This is a genomic window from Gemmatimonadota bacterium (assembly GCA_041390125.1).
In the GTDB taxonomy this organism is placed as follows: Bacteria; Gemmatimonadota; Gemmatimonadetes; order Longimicrobiales; family Gaopeijiaceae; genus JAGQIF01.
Map to the genome: position 1 here is coordinate 84,818 of JAWKQN010000008.1, position 22,786 is coordinate 107,603.

20 protein-coding genes are annotated in these 22,786 nt (G+C 72.9%); 8 read left to right on the forward strand and 12 right to left on the reverse strand.

Features of this window, described 5'->3' with window-relative positions:
* The gene (locus R3E98_09620; protein MEZ4423657.1) at positions 1 to 1,131 is read right to left on the reverse strand and encodes a tetratricopeptide repeat protein; all 1,131 of its coding nucleotides are present in this window, start codon (positions 1,129 to 1,131) and stop codon (positions 1 to 3) included.
* Between the two features lie 269 nt (positions 1,132 to 1,400).
* On the opposite strand from R3E98_09620, the gene R3E98_09625 reads away from it, so the two are divergent.
* Positions 1,401 to 1,877 (forward strand): peptidylprolyl isomerase, encoded by a 477-nt coding sequence (locus R3E98_09625; GenBank protein MEZ4423658.1) that lies wholly within the window; start codon positions 1,401 to 1,403, stop codon positions 1,875 to 1,877.
* Positions 1,878 to 1,967: 90 nt separating this feature from the next.
* Here the strand turns inward: R3E98_09625 and R3E98_09630 are convergent, their stop codons facing one another.
* Positions 1,968 to 2,468: a YajQ family cyclic di-GMP-binding protein gene (locus tag R3E98_09630; GenBank protein MEZ4423659.1), complete on the reverse strand. Its 501-nt coding sequence runs from the start codon at positions 2,466 to 2,468 to the stop codon at positions 1,968 to 1,970.
* Positions 2,469 to 2,670: 202 nt separating this feature from the next.
* On the opposite strand from R3E98_09630, the gene R3E98_09635 reads away from it, so the two are divergent.
* The 3 genes from R3E98_09635 to R3E98_09645 all read left to right on the forward strand — a co-directional run bounded on the left by R3E98_09635 (position 2,671) and on the right by R3E98_09645 (position 5,862).
* On the forward strand, positions 2,671 to 3,627 hold the full coding sequence (locus R3E98_09635) for a hypothetical protein (protein ID MEZ4423660.1): 957 nt from the start codon (positions 2,671 to 2,673) through the stop codon (positions 3,625 to 3,627).
* The gene (locus R3E98_09640) at positions 3,624 to 4,829 is read left to right on the forward strand and encodes a PQQ-dependent sugar dehydrogenase (GenBank protein MEZ4423661.1); all 1,206 of its coding nucleotides are present in this window, start codon (positions 3,624 to 3,626) and stop codon (positions 4,827 to 4,829) included. The genes R3E98_09635 and R3E98_09640 overlap by 4 nt, the downstream gene beginning before the upstream one ends.
* Before the next feature lie 205 nt (positions 4,830 to 5,034).
* On the forward strand, positions 5,035 to 5,862 hold the full coding sequence (locus R3E98_09645) for a PadR family transcriptional regulator (protein MEZ4423662.1): 828 nt from the start codon (positions 5,035 to 5,037) through the stop codon (positions 5,860 to 5,862).
* Between the two features lie 10 nt (positions 5,863 to 5,872).
* Here the strand turns inward: R3E98_09645 and R3E98_09650 are convergent, their stop codons facing one another.
* On the reverse strand, positions 5,873 to 6,523 hold the full coding sequence (locus R3E98_09650; protein MEZ4423663.1) for a protein-methionine-sulfoxide reductase heme-binding subunit MsrQ: 651 nt from the start codon (positions 6,521 to 6,523) through the stop codon (positions 5,873 to 5,875).
* Positions 6,524 to 6,543: 20 nt separating this feature from the next.
* Positions 6,544 to 7,551, reverse strand: a complete 1,008-nt coding sequence (gene msrP, locus R3E98_09655) for a protein-methionine-sulfoxide reductase catalytic subunit MsrP (GenBank protein ID MEZ4423664.1) — start codon at positions 7,549 to 7,551, stop codon at positions 6,544 to 6,546.
* Positions 7,552 to 7,911: 360 nt separating this feature from the next.
* Here msrP and R3E98_09660 point away from each other — a divergent pair, with 360 nt between their 5' ends.
* Positions 7,912 to 8,400, forward strand: coding sequence for a cytochrome c (locus tag R3E98_09660; GenBank protein MEZ4423665.1), 489 nt, complete (start codon positions 7,912 to 7,914; stop codon positions 8,398 to 8,400).
* Positions 8,401 to 8,423: 23 nt separating this feature from the next.
* Complete coding sequence (locus R3E98_09665) at positions 8,424 to 9,746, forward strand: FAD-dependent oxidoreductase (GenBank protein MEZ4423666.1); 1,323 nt, start codon at positions 8,424 to 8,426, stop codon at positions 9,744 to 9,746.
* A 100-nt stretch (positions 9,747 to 9,846) separates the two neighbouring features.
* On the opposite strand, the gene R3E98_09670 is transcribed toward R3E98_09665, so the two are convergent.
* Positions 9,847 to 10,239, reverse strand: coding sequence for a hypothetical protein (locus R3E98_09670; protein MEZ4423667.1), 393 nt, complete (start codon positions 10,237 to 10,239; stop codon positions 9,847 to 9,849).
* 133 nt (positions 10,240 to 10,372) lie between these two features.
* Positions 10,373 to 10,870, reverse strand: a complete 498-nt coding sequence (locus R3E98_09675) for a DinB family protein (protein MEZ4423668.1) — start codon at positions 10,868 to 10,870, stop codon at positions 10,373 to 10,375.
* 123 nt (positions 10,871 to 10,993) lie between these two features.
* Between R3E98_09675 and R3E98_09680 the strand changes: the two genes are divergently transcribed.
* Complete coding sequence (locus R3E98_09680) at positions 10,994 to 13,633, forward strand: tetratricopeptide repeat protein (protein ID MEZ4423669.1); 2,640 nt, start codon at positions 10,994 to 10,996, stop codon at positions 13,631 to 13,633.
* A 58-nt stretch (positions 13,634 to 13,691) separates the two neighbouring features.
* Here R3E98_09680 and R3E98_09685 read toward each other — a convergent pair whose 3' ends face one another.
* From R3E98_09685 to R3E98_09695, 3 genes are all read right to left on the reverse strand, one after another.
* Positions 13,692 to 14,432: a hypothetical protein gene (locus R3E98_09685; protein ID MEZ4423670.1), complete on the reverse strand. Its 741-nt coding sequence runs from the start codon at positions 14,430 to 14,432 to the stop codon at positions 13,692 to 13,694.
* Positions 14,433 to 14,533: 101 nt separating this feature from the next.
* Positions 14,534 to 15,640 carry a methyltransferase gene (locus R3E98_09690; GenBank protein MEZ4423671.1) on the reverse strand — a complete coding sequence of 369 codons (1,107 nt, stop codon included), beginning with the start codon at positions 15,638 to 15,640 and terminating at the stop codon, positions 14,534 to 14,536.
* The gene (locus R3E98_09695; protein MEZ4423672.1) at positions 15,531 to 16,373 is read right to left on the reverse strand and encodes a pseudouridine synthase; all 843 of its coding nucleotides are present in this window, start codon (positions 16,371 to 16,373) and stop codon (positions 15,531 to 15,533) included. The genes R3E98_09690 and R3E98_09695 overlap by 110 nt, the downstream gene beginning before the upstream one ends.
* Positions 16,374 to 16,670: 297 nt before the next feature.
* On the opposite strand from R3E98_09695, the gene R3E98_09700 reads away from it, so the two are divergent.
* Positions 16,671 to 18,530 carry a M1 family metallopeptidase gene (locus R3E98_09700; GenBank protein ID MEZ4423673.1) on the forward strand — a complete coding sequence of 620 codons (1,860 nt, stop codon included), beginning with the start codon at positions 16,671 to 16,673 and terminating at the stop codon, positions 18,528 to 18,530.
* Between the two features lie 32 nt (positions 18,531 to 18,562).
* On the opposite strand, the gene R3E98_09705 is transcribed toward R3E98_09700, so the two are convergent.
* From R3E98_09705 to R3E98_09715, 3 genes are all read right to left on the reverse strand, one after another.
* Positions 18,563 to 20,281, reverse strand: a complete 1,719-nt coding sequence (locus tag R3E98_09705) for a glycosyltransferase family 39 protein (protein ID MEZ4423674.1) — start codon at positions 20,279 to 20,281, stop codon at positions 18,563 to 18,565.
* Entirely contained in the window at positions 20,278 to 21,555 is a 1,278-nt protein-coding gene (locus R3E98_09710; GenBank protein ID MEZ4423675.1) for a PepSY-associated TM helix domain-containing protein, read from the reverse strand. Before R3E98_09710 ends, R3E98_09705 begins: the two co-directional genes overlap by 4 nt.
* Before the next feature lie 148 nt (positions 21,556 to 21,703).
* Positions 21,704 to 22,744: an LLM class flavin-dependent oxidoreductase gene (locus R3E98_09715; protein ID MEZ4423676.1), complete on the reverse strand. Its 1,041-nt coding sequence runs from the start codon at positions 22,742 to 22,744 to the stop codon at positions 21,704 to 21,706.
* Between the last annotated feature and the right edge of the window lie 42 nt (positions 22,745 to 22,786).

Sequence of the window (22,786 nt, forward strand, 5' to 3'; positions counted from 1 at the left end):
TCAGAAGGTCCAGCGGAACAGCTCGATCCGGGTTCCGTTCGGGCCCGCCGACACGGCGGGCACCCGGAGCCGCGGTCCGTCCACGGCTCCGACCTGCACCAACGATCCTACACCGGTCCCGCTCCGGCCCGCCCCGCGCCACGCCTCGATGGCGGCGGCCAGCGTCAGCGCTCCCGCCGCTCCCAGGGCCGGCACCAGGTAGGGGCGGGTACGCTCCTCGCCGGCCACGTCTCCGGGGGGGCAGACGTTGTTCACCGGGATGGAGCGGCACTCGATCACGATATCCTCCGAGAGGAGGCCGAAGGCCACCAGCCCCCCCACGGCGCCCAGCACCAACGAGCCCACCACCGGGCGGCCCGTGTAGAAGTGGCCTCCACCCGGGAAGATCCCGGCCGCGAACGCGGTGCCGGCGCTGTAGCGCGCCACGGGGTTGGCGAGCTGGTCGATCGCGGCCCGCACGGCGTCGGCGTCCTGCGCATCCGGCACCAGGGCCAGGTAGCGCTCCAGGTTGCTCCGGGCCAGCGCGGGCTGCTCCAGGCGCGCATAGGCCAACGCGCGGTTGTAGTAGGCTTCCGGCCACTCGGGCGCTTCCTCGAGCGCAGCCGTGAACGCGACCTCCGCGGGTTCGATGCGGCCGAACTGGAAGTTGTTGACGCCGAGGCGGAACTGGCGGAGCGCCTGCTCCGTGTACTCCTGTCCCCCGTCCGGAGCCAGGTCGGCGATCCGCACCTGGACCTCGGCCGCCTCCGGTGCGTCCGGCGACAGCTCGAGATACCGACAGTATTCCCGCAGCGCCCCGTCCCGGTCGGCCACTTCGTCGCTGGCCCGGGCCAGCAGGTAGGCCACGTCGGCGTCCTGGGGGTCGAGGCGGGCGGCACGCCGGAGGAGGGAGCGCGCCTGCTGGTGATCGCCGATGATGGCCGCCTGCGTGGCCGACGTGGTCAGCCGCGCGGCTTCCTGGCGATCGGCTTCGGTGACGAGGCCGGGATCGGGCGCGTCCAGCGCCGGACAGATGCCGATCCGCCGCTCGGGCACTTCGGTCTTGAGGGGGAGCTGCTGCGCCGCTGCCGTGCCCGCGAGGAGCAGCAGCGCGAGGCAGGCGCCCAGAAGACACCGTCCAGCCGATCTCAATTCACCTCCAGGGCCCACACTGCGCACATGCCCCGGAGGAGGCCTGGGATGCCCGCGACGACAGGGCGTTCCGGCGGTCTCCCGGGGCCTGACGCGGCAACGTCAAGGGGGATCAAGCTAGTTACAATAACCGGCAGGGGACAGGTAGATCCTCGGGCGGCACCGGCCACCGGCGCACCCCCGCGGGGCGACGCGACCCTGGCCTCCGGCGAGCGGATGGGTCAGCTTCCGTCCTCCACCTCGCGCATACCCCACCGGAGACCGGACACGTGGCCAACCGCATCGCCCGCTTCGAGACCACCCTCGGCACCTTCAAGATCGAGCTGTTCGAGGACCGGGCGCCCCGGACCACCGCCAACTTCATCACCCTGGCCGAGAAGGACTTCTACGACGGCGTGATCTTCCATCGCGTCATCGACGGCTTCATGATCCAGGGCGGCGACCCGACCGGGACCGGCCGGGGTGGACCCGGCCATCACATCAAGGACGAATTCCACCCGGAGCTCACCCACGAGGGCCCGGGCATCCTGTCGATGGCCAACGCGGGTCCGAACACCGGAGGCTCGCAGTTCTTCGTGACGCTGGCCGCCACGCCCTGGCTGGACGGGAAGCACGCGATCTTCGGACGCGTGGTCGAAGGGATGGACGTCGTGCGGAAGATCGGCTCCACGCCGACCGCGGCCGGGGACCGGCCCAAGACCGACGTGGTCATGGAGAAGGTCGCCATCGAGACGCCGGAGGACTGAGGCGCGGACGCCGGCCGGAGGTGCCCGCCTCCGGCCGAACCGGCTTCCGTGCGTCGCCGCCGGCCGCGCCGCAGAGCGACGCGGCGCCCCTCAGCGGTAGTTCCCGAACGTCAGCTCGACCCCGTAGTCCTTGCCCTTGAGGAAGGCGATGACCTCCTGCAGGTCGTCGCGCGACGGGCCCTGCACGCGCAGCTGGTCGCCCTGGATCTGGGCCTGGACCTTCTTGAGCTTGAGGTCCCGGATGTCCTTGGCGATCTCCTTCGCCGTGTCCTGGGGGATCCCCTGCTTCAGCCGGATCACCTGGCGGGCCCGGCCCAACGAGCCGGTGTCCACCGTCTCGGGGTCGAGGTTCTTGACCGGCACGCCGCGCCGGACCATCCGCTCCTTCAGCACGCCGAGCAGCGCCTCGAGGCGGTACTCGTCGTCCGCCTCCAGCTTGAGGAGGCCTTCCTTCCGGTCGAGCTCGATGGTGCAGTGGGTGCCCTTGAAGTCGAAGCGCTGCTGGATCTCCTTGAGCGCCTGGTTCACCGCGTTGTCGACCTCCTGGAGGTCGACGCCGGTGCTCACGTCGAAGGATTGGGTGGAAGCCATCGGTCCGCACACGTCTGGGGAAGGGACCGCCGCGAGGGTCCCGGGTTGCCGGAGGTCCCAAGAGAAACGCTGCGGCCGGGACCGGTCAACGGCGCCACCGGGTAGGCAGGGCATGCGCACTGCTGCCCGCCCGCCCCGACCCCGGTGGACTCGCTCCCATCCAGCGCGGAGGCTGGCCTCGCGACGCCGCGCCCGCGCGTTCGTGACCACCGCGGTCCTGTCGGCCACGGCGGGCACCGGCCGGCTCGCCGCCCAGGATCCCTCACCCGAGGCCTGGCTCGGCTCGACGCTGGGCCTCGACGCCGCGACGCTCGAGCGGGCCCGCACCGGACGCCCGGCCACGGAGATCCTGGAGGCCGACCCGCGCACCCTGGCCGTGGCCGGGGTCCTGCGGATGGACCGCCCACCCCGCCTGCCGGTCCCCGGCCGGGGCTGGACGCTCCTGGGCGGTCCCACCATGGACGGGCCCGTCCTCCTGGACGACCCGCCCTCCCCCGATGCCGCGGCCCTGCTGGATCTGCCGGCCTCGGACGTGGCCGACCTGGAGGGGTGCCGGCCCACGGACTGCCGGCTCAAGGCACCCCGGGACGCGCTCCCGGCCCTCGCGAGAGGAGGTGGGGACGCCCGGCGCGCCTTCCGCGCCCTGGTGCAGGATCTGGCCCGGCGCTACCGCAGCGGTGAGGCGCTGCCCGCCTTCGCCGACAAGCCGGAGCCGGTCGCGCCCGGGCGCGCCTGGAGCGCGCTGCGGGCGCAGGCGCCCGAGCTGGCGCGCTATGGGGCGGCCCGGACGGAGCTGGCGTACGCGCCCGCGCCCGCGGGCTCGGTGGCGGAGACGCTGGTGCTCCGCCGCGAGCGCTTCGGCCTCCGGCCCCTGGTGACCCTCGACCACGTGAGCGAGCTGCGCCCGGGGGCGGAGCGTCCGCTGATCGTCCTCCAGCGCCAGGTCTACGCCAACCACTATTTCGAGGCCAGCGCCCAGGTGGTGGCGCTGGAAGCCACCGACGCGGGCACCTGGATCGTGCTGGTGCGCCGCCACCGCCTGGACGACGTGGTGGGACTCGTCGAACGCCGGCTGATCGAGGCGCAGGTCGCGGGGTACGTCGAACGGCAGCTGGGGGCGCTCGTGGAGCGCCTGGACTCCGGGGAGGATCGGCGATGAGCACGGCTGCGGCACCCGGCCCGACCGCGAGCGGGCGTCCGGGACACCGACCGGTCCCGACGGCGTACGCCCCCCTGTGGGCGGCCCTTCCCGTGCTGGCCGGCCTGGGTGCCTGCGGCGAGCCGGCCGAGCCGCCGCCGCTGTCCGGGGGACTCGCCCTGGTCGAGGTGGTCCGCGGCCTGGACGCCCCGGTCTTCCTGACCGGCCTCCCGGGCGACGAGCGGCTCTTCGTGGTGGAGCAGCCGGGACGGGTCCGCATCGTCCGGAACGGGGTGCTGGCGCCCACGCCCTTCCTGGACCTCACGGACCGGGTGGGGGCGGGCGGGGAGCGGGGCCTGCTCGGGCTGGCGTTCGCACCGGACTATCCGGCCAGCGGGCACGTCTTCGTCGACTACACGGACCGGTCGGGGGACACCCGGGTGGCGCGCTTCACGCGCGGGAGCGACCCGGACCGCATCGATCCCGGCACGGAGGTCACCGTCCTCACGGTCGAGCAGCCCTTCAGCAACCACAATGGTGGGCAGATCGCCTTCGGTCCGGACGGCTACCTGTACGTGGGGCTGGGGGACGGGGGCAGCGGCGGGGACCCGCTCGGGTCGGGACAGGATCGCAGCACGCTGCTGGGCAGCCTGCTGCGCCTGGACGTCTCGGGCGCGGCCCCCTACACCGTCCCGCCCGGCAACCCCTTCGTGGGCGTGGCCGGCACCCGCCCCGAGATCTGGGCGTTCGGGCTGCGCAACCCGTGGCGCTTCTCCTTCGATGTGGAGGGCGGCACGCTCTACGTGGCGGACGTGGGCCAGAACCGCTGGGAGGAGATCAACGCCGTTCCCATCGCCCAGGCCGGGGTCAACTACGGGTGGGCGATCCGCGAAGGACCCGACTGCTTCGGGGGGAGCGGGTGCCCGGAGCAGGGCCTCACCGCGCCGGTGGCCTGGTACGGTCACTCCGACGGCTGCTCGGTGACCGGGGGCGCCGTGTACCGCGGGTCCGCGCTGCCCGCGCTCCGGGGCCGCTACGTGTACGGCGATTTCTGCGGGGGATGGATCCGCTCGTTCCTGCTGGTGGGCGGCGCCGCGACGGAGGAGAGCCAGCTCGACCTGCCGGACGTGGCCAACCTGTCCTCGTTCGGCGTGGACGGCGCGGGTGAGCTGTACGTCCTGAGCCTGAGCGGGATCGTCTACCGGCTGGCGCCGGGCACCTGAGGGCGGGTCCTTCCCGGACCGTCCCCCGACCCGGGCAGGGCACCGCGAGCCCCCTCTGCCCCCGCCAGTGGCGACCCGCGAAACCCGGGCCCGGCCGCCTTCGTAGTCCCTCCCGGAACCCGATATATCGGCTTCGATCCCGCGAGCCGATCGATCGGCACACGACAGGGCGGGCCCGGAGCCTGCCCACGCGGAGGAGACGACGATGCGGTTCTCGGAGTTCTTCGGCTGTGAGTGGACGGACCTCGGCGGTGGACGCTTCCGGGGGACGGTCTTCGACCGGGGCGATCTCAAGTTCATGATCGTCCGCGTGATCGCGCGCCGACCCATGCACGGCTACGAGGTGATGCGGGCCCTGGAGGAGGAGTCGCGCGGCTGCTACCGCGCCAGCCCGGGCTCGGTCTACCCCACGCTCCAGATGCTCGAGGACGAGGGCTACCTGGCGTCCGACCGCGTCGAGGGCAAGCGCGTCTACTCCGTCACGCCCGCGGGCGAGGCCTGGCTGGCGGAGCACGACGAGACGGTGCGCCGCATCGAGGAGCGGATCCGGGCTGCATCGGAGCGCTTCTTCGGCGACGACATGAAGGACCTGGTGGATTCGTTCTCCAAGCTCGCCGAGGAGACCTTCGAGGGCGCCTTCAAGTGGACCGAGGACGCGGACTTCATGGGGCACATGAAGGACATCCTGGACTCGGCGTCCACACGGATGGAGGAGGCCCGCCAGGCGGCCCGCGAGGCGAGGAAGGCCGCCCGCGACGCCAGTCGGGCCGCGCGCGACGCCGCCCGGGAGGCCGCGCGCGGGGCGCGCGACGCCGCCTGGGAAGCCGCGCGCGAGGCGCGGAGCGCCGCGGATCGGGCCCGCGAGGCCGCGCGGGAGGCCGCCCGGGCGCGCACGGGTGGAACGGAGGCCGCGCAGGCGACCGCGGAAGACCGGTCCGGCGAGGCCGCGGGAACGACGGGTCCGGCCGGTGCGGGTCCGGCCGATGCGGGGCCGGAGGGCACCGGCCCCGACAGCACGACCGGGCCGGTCTGACCCGCCCGGGTCAGGAGCTGGCGGCCAGCGAGGCCCCGTCCCGCGCACGCGGGGCGGGGCTTCGTGCCGCGGAGCGGCGCCGGAGCCAGAGGCGGGCGCCCATCAGCGCCAGGTAGACCACCGCCGCGACCAGCGGCCAGCGGGTGTCGGCCTTCACCTGCCACCAGTAGTGCACGATGACCAGCGGGACGGCCAGGTAGATCAGCCGGTGCAGCGCGCTCCAGCGGCGGCCCAGGCGGCGGATCCATCCTTTGGTGGAGGTCACGGCCAGGGGCAGCAACAGCAGGAACGCGGCGGTCCCCACCGTGATGTAGGGGCGCTTGGCCACGTCCTCCAGGATGAAGCCCCAGTCGAAGGTCTGGTCCAGTCCCAGGTAGGTGAGCCAGTGCAGCGTCGCCCAGAAGAACGCGAAGAGCCCGAGCGGGCGGCGCGCCTTGATCCAGGCATTGCGCCCGGTGAGCCGGCGCAACGGGGTGACCAGCAGCGTGATCAACAGCAGGATCAACGCCCAGTGTCCCGTCGTCTCGATCAGGGCCTCGATGGGGTTGGCGCCCAGGCCGTCGCGCCGTACGCGCAGCCCGATCAGCGCCGCCGGCAGCAGGCCCACGCCCCACACGACCGCGCGGACGCCCCAGGCCTCGCGCCGCTCCGACGTCGCCATGGTGTTCCGGACCGGGCGGATCAGTACAGCCGGCGCGGATCCATGCCCGCGTACAGCTGTCCGACCTGGTCCGCGTAGCCGTTCAGCATGAGCGTGGGTCGCCGGCGCAGCTCCCCGATGCGACGCTCCCGGGCCTGGCTCCAGCGCGGGTGGTCCACCTCGGGGTTCACGTTGGCGTAGAAGCCATATTCACGCGAGTTCTGCACCTGCCAGGTGTTGACCGGCTGCTCGGCGGTGAGCTCCATCTTCACGATGGACTTGACGCCCTTGAAGCCGTACTTCCACGGCACGACCAGCCGGAGCGGCGCGCCGTTCTGGTTCGGCAGATCCTCCCCGTACACACCGGTCACCATCAGCGTGAGCGGGTGCAGGGCCTCGTCCAGACGCAGACCCTCCACATAGGGCCAATCCAGGATGGGACGGCGCTGGCCCACCATCTCCGACGGACGCACCACGGTCTCGAAGCGGACGAAGCGCGCGGACGGCGACGGCTGCACCGCCGCGAGGAGGTCCTTCAGCGGCACGCCCCGCCACGGCACCACCATCGACCACGCCTCGACGCAGCGGTGACGATAGATGCGGTCCTCCAGGCGCTGGGGCTTCAGGAAGTCCTCGAGGCCGTAGGCACCCGGCTTCTCCACCAATCCCCCCACCTCGAGCGTCCACGGGCGCGGATTGAACGGTCCGGAGTTCTTGGCGGGATCGTCCTTGCCGGTGCCGAACTCGTAGAAGTTGTTGTATGAGGTGACGTCGTCGTACGGCGTCAGCTCGTCGCCCAGCTCGTCCTCGAACCCCGCGAAGGCGGCCCGGCCGCTCCGCAACACCGGCTCCTGTCCCTCCCGCAGCAACGGCACGCCGATGCCGGCGGGCACCTGCTGCGCCGCGAGCGCGCCGGGCAGGAGCCGGTCCAGGGCCGGGGCACCCACCAGCGCTCCGGCCCCCAGCGCCAGGAAGCGGCGGCGGTCGAAGTACAGGCGCGCCGGGGTGATCTCCGACGAAGGGATCTCCTTCCGGGTCCGGATCAGCATGCGGCTCTCGTCCTGGGTTCGGGCGGGCAACGGATTCGATCGGTTGAACGCGCCACCGCCGTGCAAGGTTCCGTCCAGGCGCGGAACGGCGCCGTTCCGGGGCGACCCGTGCGATGCGTCCGTTCCACGGAACAGAGGGCCGTTTCCCGCGCGCGTGCAAGAGCGCATCGGGCAGGCGCGCGCCGGGGCTCCCCACGATCCTGCGCTCCGGAATCCGCGGCGTCGGCGGTGATCCCCGCACCGCGCGGGGAACCCCGGTGGGGCTCCACCGGTCCTAGCGTCGGCGCGTGGACGTGCTTGCCCCGGTCTACGCCCCTTCCTAGCGTTCGTCGTCCCCCGCCACCTGAACCGCAGGATGCCATGACGCTCGTACGCTCCACGCCGACCCTCGCCCGGGTCCTGGCCGCCGGCCTCTCGCTCGGCGCGCTGGCCTGCGCGTCCTCTTCCGCCGACACCCCCGCGGCCGCGCCCGCACCGTCTTCCGCGCCGCGGGCAGAGCCCGCGGCGGCCGCGCCGGCCCCCGCGGCCTCCGCGGGCCTCTTCACCCCCGACCAGGCCGACCGCGGCGAGAGCACGTACGACGAATCCTGTGCGGCCTGCCACGCCTCCTCGGAGTTCCAGGGCCGCCAGTTCGAGTTCGCCTGGGGCCGCCGCACGGTGGGGGATCTCTATCGCCACATCTCCGACAACATGCCGGAGGACAATCCGGGAAGCCTGACCCCGCAACAGTACGTGGACGTCGTGGCCTACATCCTGGAGCTGAACGGCTTCCCGCGCGGGGACCGCGAGTTGCCGGCCGACGAGGAGACCTTGAAGATGCACCCGCTCGCGAACCCCTCGGGTTCCTGAGCCATCCACCGGGAGAGACGCCCGTGCCCCTCGATCGCCGCGACTTCCTCAAGACCGCCACCGCCGGTGCCGGCCTCACCCTGGCCGGCGCCCGTCCGCGGACGGCGGAGGCGGCGCGCGCACCGCTCGTGCGCGCGGGAGCGGCGTCGGACGTCGCGATCATCGGCGCCGGCTCGTTCGGCGCGTGGACGGCGCTCCATCTCCAGCGGATGGGTGCGACCGTCAACCTGATCGACCAGTACGGACCGGCCAACTCGCGGTCCACGTCCGGCGGCGAGACGCGAGGCGTGCGCACCAGCTACGGCGACCGGCCCCAGGGGCTCCAGTGGGGGACATGGGCGGCCGAGGCCATCCGCCGCTGGAAGGCCTGGGACGAGGAGCACCGCAAGGACCTGCTCCCGCCGCTCTTCTTCACGACCGGCGACGTGATCCTGCGCAAGGAGATGGAGCCGTTCCTGGAGCAGACGGTCGCCAACTGGAAGGCGATGGGGCATCCCCACGAGATCATCGACGCCGACGAGGTCCGGCGGCGTTGGCCCGTGATCGCCACCGACGAGATGCAGGTGGCGCTCTACGAGCCCGACGCGGGCGTCGTGCGCGCGCGGCGCGCCATCGAGTCGGTGGCGCAGGTGTTCACGCGCGAGGGCGGGACCCTCACCATCGGCAAGGCGTCCCTGGGCCAGACGAACGGGCGGACGCTCTCGGAGGTCGTGCTGGACAACGGGGACCGCATCACGGGGGACACGTTCGTGTTCGCGTTGGGCCCGTGGTTCCCGAAGATGTTCCCGGACACGATGGGCCGGCGCATCCGCGCCACCACCCTGGGGCATGTGCTGTACGTGGCGACGCCCCCGGGCGACCATCGCTACGAATGGCCGCACCTTCCCAGCTACAACGTGCCGGGCTGCACCGGCTGGCCGGCGCTGCCACCCGACTTCCGCGGGTTCCGCATCCGCGCCGGCGGCCACTCGCACGAGGATCCGGACACGAGCAGCCGCTGGGTGCCGGAGGAGGCGCAGGAGCGGCCACGCGAGATCCTGCGCACCTACTTCCCGGGTCTCGCCGACCTGCCGTTGAACGAGACACGGGCGTGCCACTACGAGGGCAGCATCAGCCGCAACTTCATCGTCGCCCCGCACCCGGACTGGGACAACGTGTGGATGGCGGGCGGTGGCAACGCCGAGGCCTTCAAGCAGGGGCCCGTCCTGGGGGAGTACATCGCGGGCCGGATCATGGGCACCGAGACGGACCCCGAGCTCATCGAGGCGTTCAAGTACCCGGAGGAGGAGTACGATCCGGAGGAGGAGCGTCGGCGGGAGGAGGAGCGGCGGCGGCGCGGCGGCTGAGCTGCGGCCGGGGTGCGGGACCGCGGAGCGCCCGGAGCACGGGGGCCCGCCGGGCGGGGGTGCCGATGGGCGCGGCGGCCGGCTCCGATCGTTCGTGCGCCTAGCGCACCTCGAGATGGGACATGGACAGCTCGTTCTCGAGCGTCCAACGTAGCGTCGCTCCCGGCTCCACCGGGACGCCGGGGCTCCGGTAGTCGCGGGTCCCGCCCAGCGGCTGCGCGATGAGCACGATCGCCCCCTGGCCCACACTCCCCCACGCCACCTCGAACGAGCGCTGCTGCAGGGTCCCCACCATCCCGAGGCGCATCCGCGCCGAGGCGGTGCTCACGTAGATGGTCATGTCGGCCCAGTTCTGGTTGGCCACCACCACGGCGAAGGTGCCGTCGGGCCGCGCGGAGCCGCTGAACGGATTGTCGCGCGTGGAGCGGTTGCAGGCGCCGCCGAGGACGAGCACGGTGAGCAGGGCGAGCGTCCGGATGGGAGACGCAGTCATCTGAAGCTTCCTACCGGACCTGTCCGGCGTCCGCAGGGGTTCTCCGGCCGCACCCCGGGGCCCCGGGGTCGGCTCGCTTGAGCAGTACGGCGCGACCGCCCGCCCATGTCAGGCAGGGGGGCGGGCGCAGGGCCTACCCCTCTCCGCGCTCCCGGTCGAACAGCACCATGTCCGTGGAGACGCCGGGCCGACCCAGCAGACGCAGCTGCAGGGAGATCTGCCCCCGGTGCCAGGTCCCGTGGTTGACCACGTGACGCAGCAGCCGCCAGAGCGGCGAGCGGAACGGCTCGCCCCGGGTGTTCTGATACTCCAGAGGGGCCTCGAGGGCGCCGTCGTCCAGGCGCGCCAGGAAGACGCTGCGCTCGCGCTCCACGTCCCCCAGCCGCCCGCGCAGGTCCGCCACGGTCTCCAGGGTCCACCCGGTGTCCAGGCCGGACGGCGAGCGGCCCTTCCAGCGCTCCAGCCACACCCATTCGGCCGAGATCAGGTGGACGAGGGTCCCCCGGATCGAGCCGAAGCTGCCGCCCAGGTCGCGGGTGAAGGCCTCGACGTCCAGGGCCTCCACGGCGTCCAGGATGCGCTCGTTGGCCCAGGCATTGTAGGCGTACAGGTCGTGGACGTGCTCGATCATGGCTCGCGCTGCGGGAGGGGCTCCGTGCAAGCTATGGTCGGGCCGCGGAGGGACAAGTAGTGTGCAGGCTCGCCCCGTCCCGTCCCCCCGGCCGCGAGCGCGACGTGCGCTCCCGGAGCCCCCATGGATCGTGAGAGCTGGGCACGGATCCAGCGCATCTTCCACCTGGCGCTCGAGCGGCCGGCCGAGGCGCGCGCGGCCTTCGTCGAGGCCGAGTGCGCAGCGCACCCCGACGAGGCCGCACGCGTCTTCGCGCTGCTCGCCGAGGACGCAAAGCAGGATCTCCTCATCGACCGTGAGCTCGCCCAGGTGGCGGGGGCGGTGCTCGATGGATCCGTCCCGCTCCTGACCCACGTGGGGCCCTACCGCGTCCTCCGCGTGCTGGGCCAGGGGGGGATGGGGGTCGTCTACCTGGGCGAGCGCGAAGACCTCGGCGTGCGCGCGGCCATCAAGGTCCTGCGCGACGCCGCGCTCTCGCCGGCGCGCCGCGAGCGTTTCCGGGCCGAGCAACGGCTGCTGGCCCAGCTCGTCCATCCCCGCATCGGCCGGCTCTACGACGCCAGCGTCCTGCCCGACGGCACGCCCTATTTCGTGATGGAGTACGTCGAAGGGCGAGCGCTGGACGTCTACTGCCGTGAGGAAGCGCCTTCGCTCGCAGAGCGCCTCCGCTTGTTCCGCGAGATCTGTGACGCGGTGCGCTTCGCGCACGGCCGCGCCGTCATCCACCGCGACCTGAAGCCGTCGAATGTGCTCGTCGACGCGTCCGGGGCTCCGATGCTCCTCGACTTCGGGATCGCGAAGCACCTGGATTCGCTGCAGGGCGCCGAAGCCGTGACGCGCACGGGTCTGCAGCTCATGACCCCCGCCTATGCAGCACCCGAACAGCTCCAGGGAGACGCGGTCGGCGTCTTCACCGACGTGTACGCGCTGGGCGCGCTGCTGTACCAGATGCTCACGGGACGGGCGCCCTTCGACCTGGATCGCCTGACGCCGGCGCAGGCGGAGCGGCGGATCGTGGAGACGACGCCCTCGCCACCGTCCGGGGACGCGGCTCTTTCGACGCTGGATCGCACCAGCGCGGCGGACCTGGACGTGCTCTGCGCCACGGCCATGCACCACGATCCGGAGCGACGCTACTCCTCCGTGGAGGCGCTCATCCGCGACGTGGACCACTTCCGCGCGGGCGAAGCGCTGGAGGCCCGTCCGGATACCGTGGGCTACCGGCTGCGCAAGTTCGCGCGCCGGCGGGCCCGGGAGCTGGCGGTGGCCGGCGCCGTGGTCCTGGGGCTGGCGGGGACGGTGAGCTACTACACGCTGCGGCTGGCCCAGGCCCGTGACCGCGCGGTGGCGGAGGCGGAGCGCACGCGCAGGATCCAGACGTTCACCCAGAACCTGTTCGCGGGCGGCGACGACGCGGTGGGTCCCTCCGATACCCTGCGCGTGCTCACCTTGTTGGCGCGCGGGGTCCAGGAAGCGCGACTGCTGGCAGACGACCCGGCCCAGCAGGCAGAGATGTATCTGACGCTCGGAACCATCCACGCGCAGCTGGGCCGCTATGCCGAGGCCGACACGCTGCTGCAGGCCGCGCTGTCGTGGTGGAGGGAACGCGCGGACGCGGAGAGCACTGCCGAGGCGCTGACCGTGCTCGGGGACCTGCGCACCCTCGAAGGCGCGTACGACGAGGCCGACACGTTGTTGGCCGAGGCGCTGCGGCTGCGGCAGGCGCAGGGCGTGCCGGATCCCGTGCGCGTCGCGCTCACCCGGGCAGCCCTGGGTCGAGCGCTGGAGGGGCGGGGCGAATACGACGCAGCGATCGCCCACCTGGACGATGCGGTGGCAACTTTGGAGCGCCTGGCGCCGTCCAGCCCGGACCTCTCGGACGCGCTGGGCGCGCTCGCCAACACCCACTTCTATGCGGGCGACCTCGATGCGTCGGATTCGGTCAACCTGCGCGCGCTGGCCCTCGATCGGCGCCTGCACGGGGAGCGACATCCCACCGTGGCGGATGGGCTGATCAACCTGGCCGTGGCGGAGTTCCAGCGCGGACGCTACGCGGAGGGGGAGCCCCTGCTGCGCGATGCCGTCGGCATCTTCGAGAGCTATCACGGACCCGAGCACCCGCAGACCGCATCGGCGCTGCGCATGCTCGGCCAGAACCTCATCTACCAGGGGCGCCTGGGCGAAGCCGAGCCCCTGCTACGGCGTGCGCTCGCGGTGGGCGAGCGCGCGCTGCCCGCGAATCACCCCCGCCTGGCCAACACCCTCGGAGACCTGGCCTACATCGATCTGCAGAACGGCCGCTACGACGAGGCCGTGGCCTCCTACCGCCGCATCGTCGACATCTACCGGGCCACGAACGGAGAGCGGCACTACTTCGTGGCGATCGGGCTGTCCAACCTGGCGAACGCCCTCATGGAAGGCGGTCGCCATGCGGAAGCGGCGGAGATGTTCAGCGACGTGGTGCAGCGCATGACGGAGACACGCGGCGCCGACCACCTCGACACCGGCATCGCCCGCATCAAGCTCGGGCACGCCCTCCTGGGGCTGGCGCGCGTGGACAGCGCGGAGGTCGAGCTCCGGGCCGGATACGACCTGGTGTCCGCCGCGTCGGCGCCGACCGTCTCCTGGCTCCGCGCGGCCCGGCGCGATCTGGTGGACGTGTATACCGCCCTGGGACGCCCCGACGAGGCGGAGCGCTTCCGCGCGGAGCAGGCGCAGCTGGACGCCGCCGCCGCGAACGCTGCGAACGGGAGTGGGGGGTAGCGCGCCGGCGGAGTGAGGGCTCCGGACCGGACCTGCATCCCCCCCGACTCCCGTTCGCCTACGACGTCACGGACACCGCCAGCCCGCACATCTGACCCACGTAGCTGAAGGACGAGCTGCTCTGGCTCCCCTGCACCGTGGTGGCCGACTGCATCTGGATGGAGACCGAGCACTGGCCGGAGCGGCTTCCCGAGCTCCAGGAGAAGCTGCCGGACCAGTCGCCGTCCCAGGTGGTGTGGGAGCTGCTGAGGGTGGTCCCCCCCGTCAGCGCCCGCAGATCGATGTCGCCGCCCAGGTCGATGTCGAAGGACAGGCCGGGCGACGCGTCGAACGTCCACACCCGGCCCTGCGAGTCGCGGGTGGCGCAGGACTGGTAGCGCGTCTCCACCTCCAGGTGGCCACCCCACGTGGACTGGGCGCTGTACAGCGTGTCGGGGTGGTGGTTGACCCGGGTGTCGGTGACGATGCGCATCGAGTCCGCATTGGCCACCTCCACGCTCCCGCCCGCGGGACAGGCCGCGGACGCCTGCGAGGTGTCCGCAAGGATGGTGACCTGCGGCACGGCGGCCGGTCCGCCCCGGGCCCCGGCGGTGGGGCTCGGAGCCGATGGGGACGGCGTGTAGATGGACAGCAGCATGCTCATGACCACCGCGGCCTCCGCCTGGCTGAGGTCGTTGGCCTCGGGGTCGGTCCCACCGGAGTCGCCTCCACAAGCGGCCAGCACCGCGACCACACCCGCACAGGCCACCCACCGCCACCGCCCCCAGGTGCTGCGTTCCACCGCTCCCCTGCCTGCCATCCGTCCGCTCCCGCTCGAGACGTGGGGCCGACGTGACGCCGGACCCGCCACCGCGCTGTACGCAAACGCGGGGGGGAATCCGTCATGGGCGACGGCCCGGGCTACGCTCTCTCCGCCCGGTACACCCGGTAGCGGCCGTCGTCCGCCAGCACCTGATGCGCTCCGAAGGCGCGATCGAGCGCGTCCTGGACGGGCAGGAAGCGGTTGCACACCAGGGTGAGCGTCCCGCCCGCCGTCAGGCGGGCAGGGGCGTCCCGGACGAGGCGCTCGGTGATGGTGTGGTCGGTGTCCACGCCGCGGTGGAACGGCGGATTGGACACGATGCTGGTGAAGACGCCGTCGGACGGGAACACGTCTGCGGGTTCGACCCGCACATCGACGCCGTTCAGGGCCGCCGTGCGGCGGGCCGCCACCACGGCGAACGCATCGGCATCCACCAGTGTGGCCGCGGAGGTGCCCTGGAGTGCGTACCAGACCCCGAGCACGCCCGCGCCACACCCCACGTCCAGCAGGGGGCCGGTCAGCCGGGGGCAGGCCTGCAGCAGCAGGCGGGTGCCGTCGTCCAGGCGCCCGTGGCTGAAGACGCCCGGCAGGGACGCCACGGTCAGGGACACTTCCCCGGGCGTGAGCGTCCACGAGGTGATCCAGGCGTCGACGTCGGGAGCGGATCCTCCCCGTGCCCGGGCCATGAGCAGCCGCGCGTGCCTGCCCACTTCGGTGCGGTCGGGCTCGGCCACCGCCCGCAGATCGTCCGCCGCCGACTCGATGCCGGTCCGGCGCGCGCCCACCACCCACAGCGGCGCCCCCGGCGGGAGCGCGCCGGCCACGAGTGCGAGCATCATGCGGATCCGCTCGCGGCCCTTGGGCAGGAAGACGAGCGCGGCCTCCGCATCCAGGTCCGGAGCCGGGGCCACGCCGAAGTGGGCCGCGCGGCGCTCCGCAACCAGGGCGGCGTGCGTGGGCCAGTGCGTCGAGTGCCACAGCGCCTCGTCCACGCCGAGGCGACCGGCCGCGGCGCCGGAGGGCACATCCACGACCAGGAGCCGGCGCCCCGCCAGCTCGGGCAGCCAACGCGCAGCCAGCGCGACCGGGTCCGCCTCAACCCGCGCCAGGATCCACCTCCCGCACGTCGGGCTCGGCCGGCGGAGACGGCAGCCCCATCCGCGCGTAGGCGGCCGCCACCTCCGCGTCGTCCAGACGCCGCAGATGCGCTCCGCGCAGGTCCTCCAGGCGGAAGTCCCCGTATGCGATGCGGCGCAGCTCCGTGACGTGCGCGCCGGCAGCCGCGAAGAGCCGTCGCACCTCGTGGTACTTGCCCTCCGTCAAGACGACGTCCCAGACGCCTTCCTCCACCGGCTCGATCCCCGTGGGCCGCGGGCGGTGTCCGTCCGCAAGCGCGAGCTCGCCTTCCCGCAGCGCAGCGAGCGCCGCTTCGTCCGGCTGGCCCTGCAGGACGGCCCGGTACACGCGGGGCACGGCACGCTTGGGGTGGGTCAGGCGCTGCACGACGCCCCCGTCCGCAGTCAGGAGCAGCAGCCCGCTCGTGGCGCGGTCCAACCGGCCCACCGGGTGGACCCGGGAGCGCAGCGCGTGCGGGAGCCCATCGAACACCGTGGGAGCGCCGTGCTCGTTCCGGCGTGAGGTCACGGCCCCGACCGGCTTGTCCAGGAGAACCAGCGGAGGGAGCGCCGCGCGAGCCTCGATCACGACGCCCTCGAACTCGAGGCGCTGCCACCGCCCATCGAGCACGAGCGCGGTCTCGAGGGGCACGCGCCGCTCCCCCAGGTGCGCCCAGCCGCGATGACGACGCAGCCGGCTGCCGGTCCACCGGCCGGTCCGCGCAAACAGCTCGCGCACACGCACGGTGATCGCGCAGGCGGGATTCGCGTCCGCGGTCAGCGTCCCCCCTCCGGTGCTCGTGCCCCGGGCGGGTGCGCCCATCCGTCCCTCGCGGCTCGCGCCCCGCACCCGGGCTCGGCCCCCTGGGCCACACTGTGCATGCTCGTCTTGCTCGATCTGCGGAAGAGGCGCGGCGCGGGCGACGCGCCAGCGCGGCCCAAGCTCGTCGGCGGCGCGGCCGACTGTCAACGCGCCGCTCGGTCGTGCTCGCGGCCACCGGCCGGTGCCGCGCGCGCGTCCGGCGTCCCGCCGCGAGGCCCGTGCGATTGCCGCTCCCGGCACGCCCGTTCATGTTGGGCACCCGTCCACCACCTCCTCCGTCCTTCCGACCGACGCGCCATGAACCCGCTGCTCCTGACCGCGCTCCTGCTGCTTCCCCAGGTCGACACGCTCCCCGTCCCGGACGCCTACCGCGCCGCGTTGGAGGCCGGGACCCGGACCCGCACGGGCGCGCCCGGTCCGGCCTACTGGACCAACACGGTGGAGTACGCGATCGAGACTGCCATCGACCCGGCATCCGCGCGCGTGAGCGGCAGCGAGGTGATCACGTACCACAACCGCTCGCCCCAGGAGCTGCGCCAGGTCGCGCTCAACCTGGGCCAGAACGTCTTCGCGCCCGGCAACCCGCGGAACCGCAGCGTCCCGGTGACGGGCGGCTTCGCGCTCGGGCGCATCGTGCTGCAGGGCACGCCGGTGACCCACCTCCCGTTCAATCCCAGCGTCGGCACCACCCACCTGCTGCTGCCCCTGCGGGAGGCCGTGCCGCCCGGCGGCAGCGTCCAGGTCGAGATCGACTGGAGCTTCGAGGTGCCGGAAGGCACGTTCCGGATGGGGCGCGAGGGACGCGAGGTCTACTACCTGGCGCAGTGGTATCCGCAGATCGCCGTGTACGACGATCTGCACGGGTGGGCTCGGGCTCCCTACCTGGGCGACGGCGAGTTCTACCTGGACTACGGCACCTTCGACGTGCGCATCTCCGCTCCGGTGGGCTGGTTGGTGAGCGCCAGCGGCGAGCTGCAGAACCCCGACGAGGTGCTGACGGCCTCGGCGCGGGCGCGGCTGGCGGATCTCGCACCGGACGCGATCACACAGGTGGTCACGCGCGACGATCGCGACCAGGGCCGCATGACGGCTTCGTCCCCCACGGGCACCCTGACCTGGCACTACCGCGCCGAGGACGTGCGCGACTTCGCCTGGGGCACGTCGGACCGCTACGTCTGGGATGCGACGCTGGCGTCGTGGACCGGTCCGGACGGACAACCCGGTTCGTCGCGGATCCACACGTTCTACCGGCCCGAGCAGCCGCAGTGGGACCACTCCGCCGAGTATGCCCGCCACGCCATCGAGAACCACTCCTACTGGTATTCCTATCCCTGGCCCCAGATGACCGTGAACGAGGGCGTGATCGGGGGCGGGATGGAGTATCCGATGATCACGATCATCGGCGGGGGGCGCACGCCCGAGTCGCTCTACGGCGTGATCGCGCACGAGCTCGGCCACATGTGGTGGCCGATGGTCGTGGGCACCAACGAGAAGGCCCACGCCTGGATGGACGAGGGGCTGGCTTCGTTCGCGGAGGACCGCACCGCGCCCATGCTCTTCCCCGAGCTGGACGCCGGCCTCAACACGATGAACGGCTACCTGCGCGTCGCCGGGCAGGACGTCGAGACCGAGTCCATGCGCCCCGCCGACCTCTACGGCCCGTTCGGCAACCGGGGGCTGGCCAGCTACGGCAAGCCGGCCACGGGGTTCCGGATGCTGCGGTTCATCCTGGGCCCGGAGACGTTCGATCGCGCGTTGCGCGAGTACACGCGGCGATGGGCGTTCAAGCACCCGCACCCGCTCGACCTGTTCTGGACCTTCGAGGACGTGAGCGGGCAGGACCTCGACTGGTTCTTCCAGCCGTGGATGTACACGACGCGCGTGATCGACCAGGCCGTCGCGTCCGTCGAGACCCGTGACGGCCGCGCGCGCGTGGTGCTGGAGGACCGCGGCGAGATCCCGATGCCCGTCCACCTGGTGCTGGAGACGGGGGAGGGACGGGCACCGGTGGTGGTCGACGCACCGGTGGGACGGTGGGAGGCGGGGCGGCTCACCCTGGACGTGGCGGTCCCGGCTCCCGTGACCCGCGCCGTGCTCGATCCCGAGCAGTGGCTGGCGGACGTCAATCGCGCCAACAACACCTGGGTGGCGCGCTGAGCGGGACGAGGATCGCGGCGGGTCGCGGCGCCTCAGGAGGCCGGTTCGGTTCCCCTCGTCCGCTCGCGCGCGAAGCACCAGCGCGCAGCCAGGGTGCCCCGGTCGTCCAGGCGCCAGGTCGCCCGACCGCCCGACGCCGCCAGGGCCGCGAGCAGCCCCTCACGCTCCGGGGGCAGGGCGTCGATCATGAAGGTCCACGCGCAGGGGTCGGCCGCGGTGCGGATGCGCGCCGCCTCGGTGCGCGCCCAGTCGGGATCGAGCGACGTCACCGGGTGCTGGTCCCGCTCGCGCATGGCGCTCGAGCGCGCCAGCAACACGGGCCCACCTCCGTCCCGCCACGTGAGCAGGGGCTCGGTCTGCGCGTCCACGGGTCGCATCACCGAGTCGTTGCGATAGAGCGGCCCGCCGGGCGAGGACGCGAGCAGCAGCGCCCGTAGCGCGGCTCCGTCCTCGGGTGTGCGCACGCGCTCCGCGAGGTACTCCGCCGAACCGCGGACGTGCACCCAGACGGGCTCGTCCGGCTTCCGCTGATGGTCGAGCTCGGCCAGCACGCGATCGGCGATCCGATCGTGGGCCGGCGAATGCGACTGGTAGTACGCCCAGCGGGCCCGGGGCCCGAACGCCACCGCCCACAGGAGCAGCACGACCGCGGGGGTCACCCACCCCGTGCGGCGCGGGAGCAGCAGGAAGACCCCGGCGGCCAACAGCACCGTGTACGACGGCAGGATCCACATCCACAGCCGAGGCGCCATCGGGAACCGATGGGCCGCCGAGGCCGCGAGGCCGGCCAGCACGGGCACCAGCATCGCGAGGAGCAGGGCGCGCTGTCCGCGGCGCCACAGGTGCACCACACCGGCACCGACGAGGACGACGGCGCCGGGAATCAGCCAGGGGGCCCGGACATCGCGTAGCCCGGGCGGAGGCACGAACGCGAGCTCGGCATAGAAGGCCAGGAAGCGCTGGACGTACCCGTCCGCGAGGCCGCGAAAGGCGAAGGAGCCCTCCCAGTAGTGCAGGGACCATGCGGTCTGGCTCGGGTTCTTCGTGAACAGGAAGGTGAGGCCGCTGCCCAGCAGCCAAGCCGCCGCGGCCGTCCAGACGGTCCGCTCCCGCAGGGCGCCGCGCCCGTGGTGGACGACCAGGGCGCAGAGAACGCCCGCGCCGCAGAAGATCGCCGGAAGGGAGACCAGGGGCAGGAGGAACAGCGCCAGCGGAAGGGACCACCGCTCCCGGTGCCCGGACAGCACGCGGGCCGTCAACCACAGCAGCAGGGCGGCTGCGAAGATGTCGACGATGTACGGCTTCACTTCATTGCTGTACCGGATCAACCAGGGCATCGGGGCCAGCACCGCCAGCACGAGAAGCGGCGCACCCCTCCCCACCAGCATACGCGCCAACGACACCATGATGAACAGCAGCAGGATGCCGGTGACCAACGACACGGTACGCAGGCTGGTCTCCGAGGGACCGGTGAGCAGGAAGCTCCCCCGCACCAGCGCCAGGTAGAGCGGCGGCGCCACCTGGGCCAGGTCCAGGTCGCGGAACAGATCCGTGAAGCCGCGCGACATCACGTTGAGTGCGAGCGATGCCTCGTCCACCCAGAACGAGCGCCGCTCCAGCGCATCGGCCAGACGGAAGCCGATCCCGAGGGCCAGCGTGAGGAGCGTCGCGAGCCGGAGAGGGTCGATCCCGGCGGGGGGGCGCAGTCGCGGGCGCTCGTTCCCCGCCATGGGCTCTTCGGATCCCGTCACCGCAGGGCGCGCTCCCGGCTCCGGCGGCGTGGGGGGTTCGCGGGCGCGGACGCGCCTGCGACCGGGGACGGCTCCGCCACTGCCGGGTGGGCGGACCCGCGCCGGCGTTGCAGCGCTCGTGCCAGACGCCGCAGCGCCAGGGCCAGCCCCGTCCACACCAGGACGACGCTGGCCAGGCTCACCAGGCCCGCCACCGTCTGACCCACCACCCCCCAGTACTCGCCGGTATGCGCGAAGCGCAGGAAGGAGCGCGCCCGCCGGCCCGGGCTTCCGTCCGCGAACCCGGTCTCGGAGAGGATCCGCCCGGTGCTGGCCTGCACGTGGACCGTGCGCGCCAGCGACGGCTGACCTCGGGCCCCGGTGGACAACCGGACGTCGATGGACTCCCGGGCGGGCCCCGCGGGCACCGGGAGCGTGAGGGTCCGCCAGGTCGGCTCATGGGCGATGGCGGCCTGGAAGGCGCGATCCAGCGCCTCGCCTTCCGCCTCCGCCCCGGCGGCCGGCGCCTCGCCGTCCCGGTGGAGCTGCGGGTCGACTGCGCGCGCGGAGCCCGGCGCGCGGGCCGGGGCGGGAGCCGAACGGCCGGGGGGCTCCTCCCCGAGCGCCCGGTACACCAGGTCGCCCGCCCAGCGATAGGAGATGACCGCCCCCGACGCCACGATCAGGACCAGGGGCACGGCCGACCAGATGCCCAGGACGTGATGCCAGTTGAAGTCGCGGGCCTTGCCGCGCAGCCCACGACGGAACCAGAGGACCGCTCGGACGTGCTGCCAGCTCCAGCGCCGCGGGAGCCACAGCACCATCCCGCTCAGGACCAGGAACAGGAAGGCCAGGTTGCAGGCGCCCGTCAGCGCCCGCCCCAGCGCGCGGCCGTCCCCCTCCTGCCCCAGCCAGCGATGCCACGCGCGCAAGCGCCCCACCCACTCCGCGGTCGCAGGCGCCGCGGTCCCGAGCACCGCGCCCGTGTAGGGGTCCAGATAGAGGCGGTCCGCCCCGGCACGCGCGACCACCGGCGCGTCCTCCCGCCGCTGGAACGCCAGGGTCGTGGGCTCGAAGGCTCCGAACGCGGAGGCTCCGCCGAGGCGCGCCCGCTCGAGCAGCGCGGCCGGACTCAGGGGTTGGGCGGGCGTGGATACCGGAAAGGCGCGGCGCTCCGCCCACTCCACCCACTGGGCTTCGTAGGTCAGGGCGACGCCCGTGACGGACATGACCAGCACCACCGACCCCGCCACCACGCCCGCCGCCAGGTGCAACCAGAAGAGGATCCTGCGCACGCCCACCGCCCCGTTCGAATACGAGATTGAGAACTGTTCTCAACGACGGCGGGGAGTCTAGGGCGGTCCAGGCCCGAGCGCAATGGAGTCCACGGCGGACGCGCGCACCGCCGCGGGGATGAGCGGAGAGCGGGACGGAACGGGCGGCTCAGCGCCCCGCGCCCAGCTCCGTCCGCACGCGCGGCGCCACCTGCGTGCCCAGCAGCTCGATCGCGTGGAGGACCTGGGCATGGGCCATCGGGCCCACCGTGAGCTGCAGGAGGAAGCGGTCGTGGCGGAAGAGCGCGTGCTGATGGAGGATCTTCTCCACCACGGCGTCCGGATCCCCTACGAAGAGCGCGCCCCCCAGGGTGCACTCCGATTCGAAGTGGGCGCGGGTGATGGGCGGCCAGCCCCGCTCCCGCCCGATCCGGTTCATGGTCTCGGCGAAGGGCGGATACGCGGTGGTCCGGGCCTCGTCCGCGGAGTCGGCCAGGAAGCCGTGGGCGTTGATGCCGACCTTCAGGGAGGCGGGGGGATGTCCGGCCCGCGCACCCGCCTGACGGTAGAGTTCCACCACCGGCCGGAAGCGCTCGGCCGCGCCACCGATGATGGCCAACGCCAGCGGGAGACCCAGCGTCCCGGCGCGCGCCACCGAGGCGGGGGTGCCCCCCACGGCGATCCAGATCGGCAGCGGGTCCTGCTCCGGACGCGGGTACACGGCCTGCCCGGCGAGCGGGGCCCGGTGCCGACCCTGCCAGCGCACGGGCCCTTCCTGCCGCAGACGCAGGAGCAGGTCCAGCTTCTCGCTGAAGAGCGCATCGTAGTCGCCCAGATCGTAGCCGAAGAGCGGGAACGACTCCGTGAAGGAGCCCCGTCCCACCATGATCTCCGCGCGGCCACCCGACAGCAGGTCCAGCGTCGCGTACTGCTGGAAGACCCGGACCGGATCGTCGGAGCTCAACACGGTGACGGCCGGCGTCAACCGGATGCGACGCGTGCGCGCCGCGCCCGCCGCCAGGACCACCGCCGGAGCCGAGACGGCGTAGTCCGGCCGGTGGTGCTCGCCGACGCCGTAGACGTCGAGCCCCACCCGGTCGGCGAGCTCGATCTCCTCGACCAGCTCGCGCAGCCGACGGCCGGGGTCGACCGGCTGACCCGTATCCGGGTCCAGACGGACCTCGCCGAAGGTGTAGATGCCGATCTCCATGGGGCGGTCCTGGCCGGGGTGGGAGGGAGGATCCGTACGATG

Coding starts and splice junctions, on each gene's coding strand:
- R3E98_09630 (MEZ4423659.1), bottom strand. CDS start 2,468: ATGGCTTCCACCCAATCCTTCGACGTGAGCACCGGCGTCGACCTCCAG.
- R3E98_09640 (MEZ4423661.1), top strand. CDS start 3,624: ATGAGCACGGCTGCGGCACCCGGCCCGACCGCGAGCGGGCGTCCGGGA.
- R3E98_09645 (MEZ4423662.1), top strand. CDS start 5,035: ATGCGGTTCTCGGAGTTCTTCGGCTGTGAGTGGACGGACCTCGGCGGT.
- R3E98_09650 (MEZ4423663.1), bottom strand. CDS start 6,523: ATGGCGACGTCGGAGCGGCGCGAGGCCTGGGGCGTCCGCGCGGTCGTG.
- msrP (MEZ4423664.1), bottom strand. CDS start 7,551: ATGCTGATCCGGACCCGGAAGGAGATCCCTTCGTCGGAGATCACCCCG.
- R3E98_09660 (MEZ4423665.1), top strand. CDS start 7,912: ATGACGCTCGTACGCTCCACGCCGACCCTCGCCCGGGTCCTGGCCGCC.
- R3E98_09670 (MEZ4423667.1), bottom strand. CDS start 10,239: ATGACTGCGTCTCCCATCCGGACGCTCGCCCTGCTCACCGTGCTCGTC.
- R3E98_09675 (MEZ4423668.1), bottom strand. CDS start 10,870: ATGATCGAGCACGTCCACGACCTGTACGCCTACAATGCCTGGGCCAAC.
- R3E98_09680 (MEZ4423669.1), top strand. CDS start 10,994: ATGGATCGTGAGAGCTGGGCACGGATCCAGCGCATCTTCCACCTGGCG.
- R3E98_09685 (MEZ4423670.1), bottom strand. CDS start 14,432: ATGGCAGGCAGGGGAGCGGTGGAACGCAGCACCTGGGGGCGGTGGCGG.
- R3E98_09695 (MEZ4423672.1), bottom strand. CDS start 16,373: ATGGGCGCACCCGCCCGGGGCACGAGCACCGGAGGGGGGACGCTGACC.
- R3E98_09700 (MEZ4423673.1), top strand. CDS start 16,671: ATGAACCCGCTGCTCCTGACCGCGCTCCTGCTGCTTCCCCAGGTCGAC.
- R3E98_09715 (MEZ4423676.1), bottom strand. CDS start 22,744: ATGGAGATCGGCATCTACACCTTCGGCGAGGTCCGTCTGGACCCGGAT.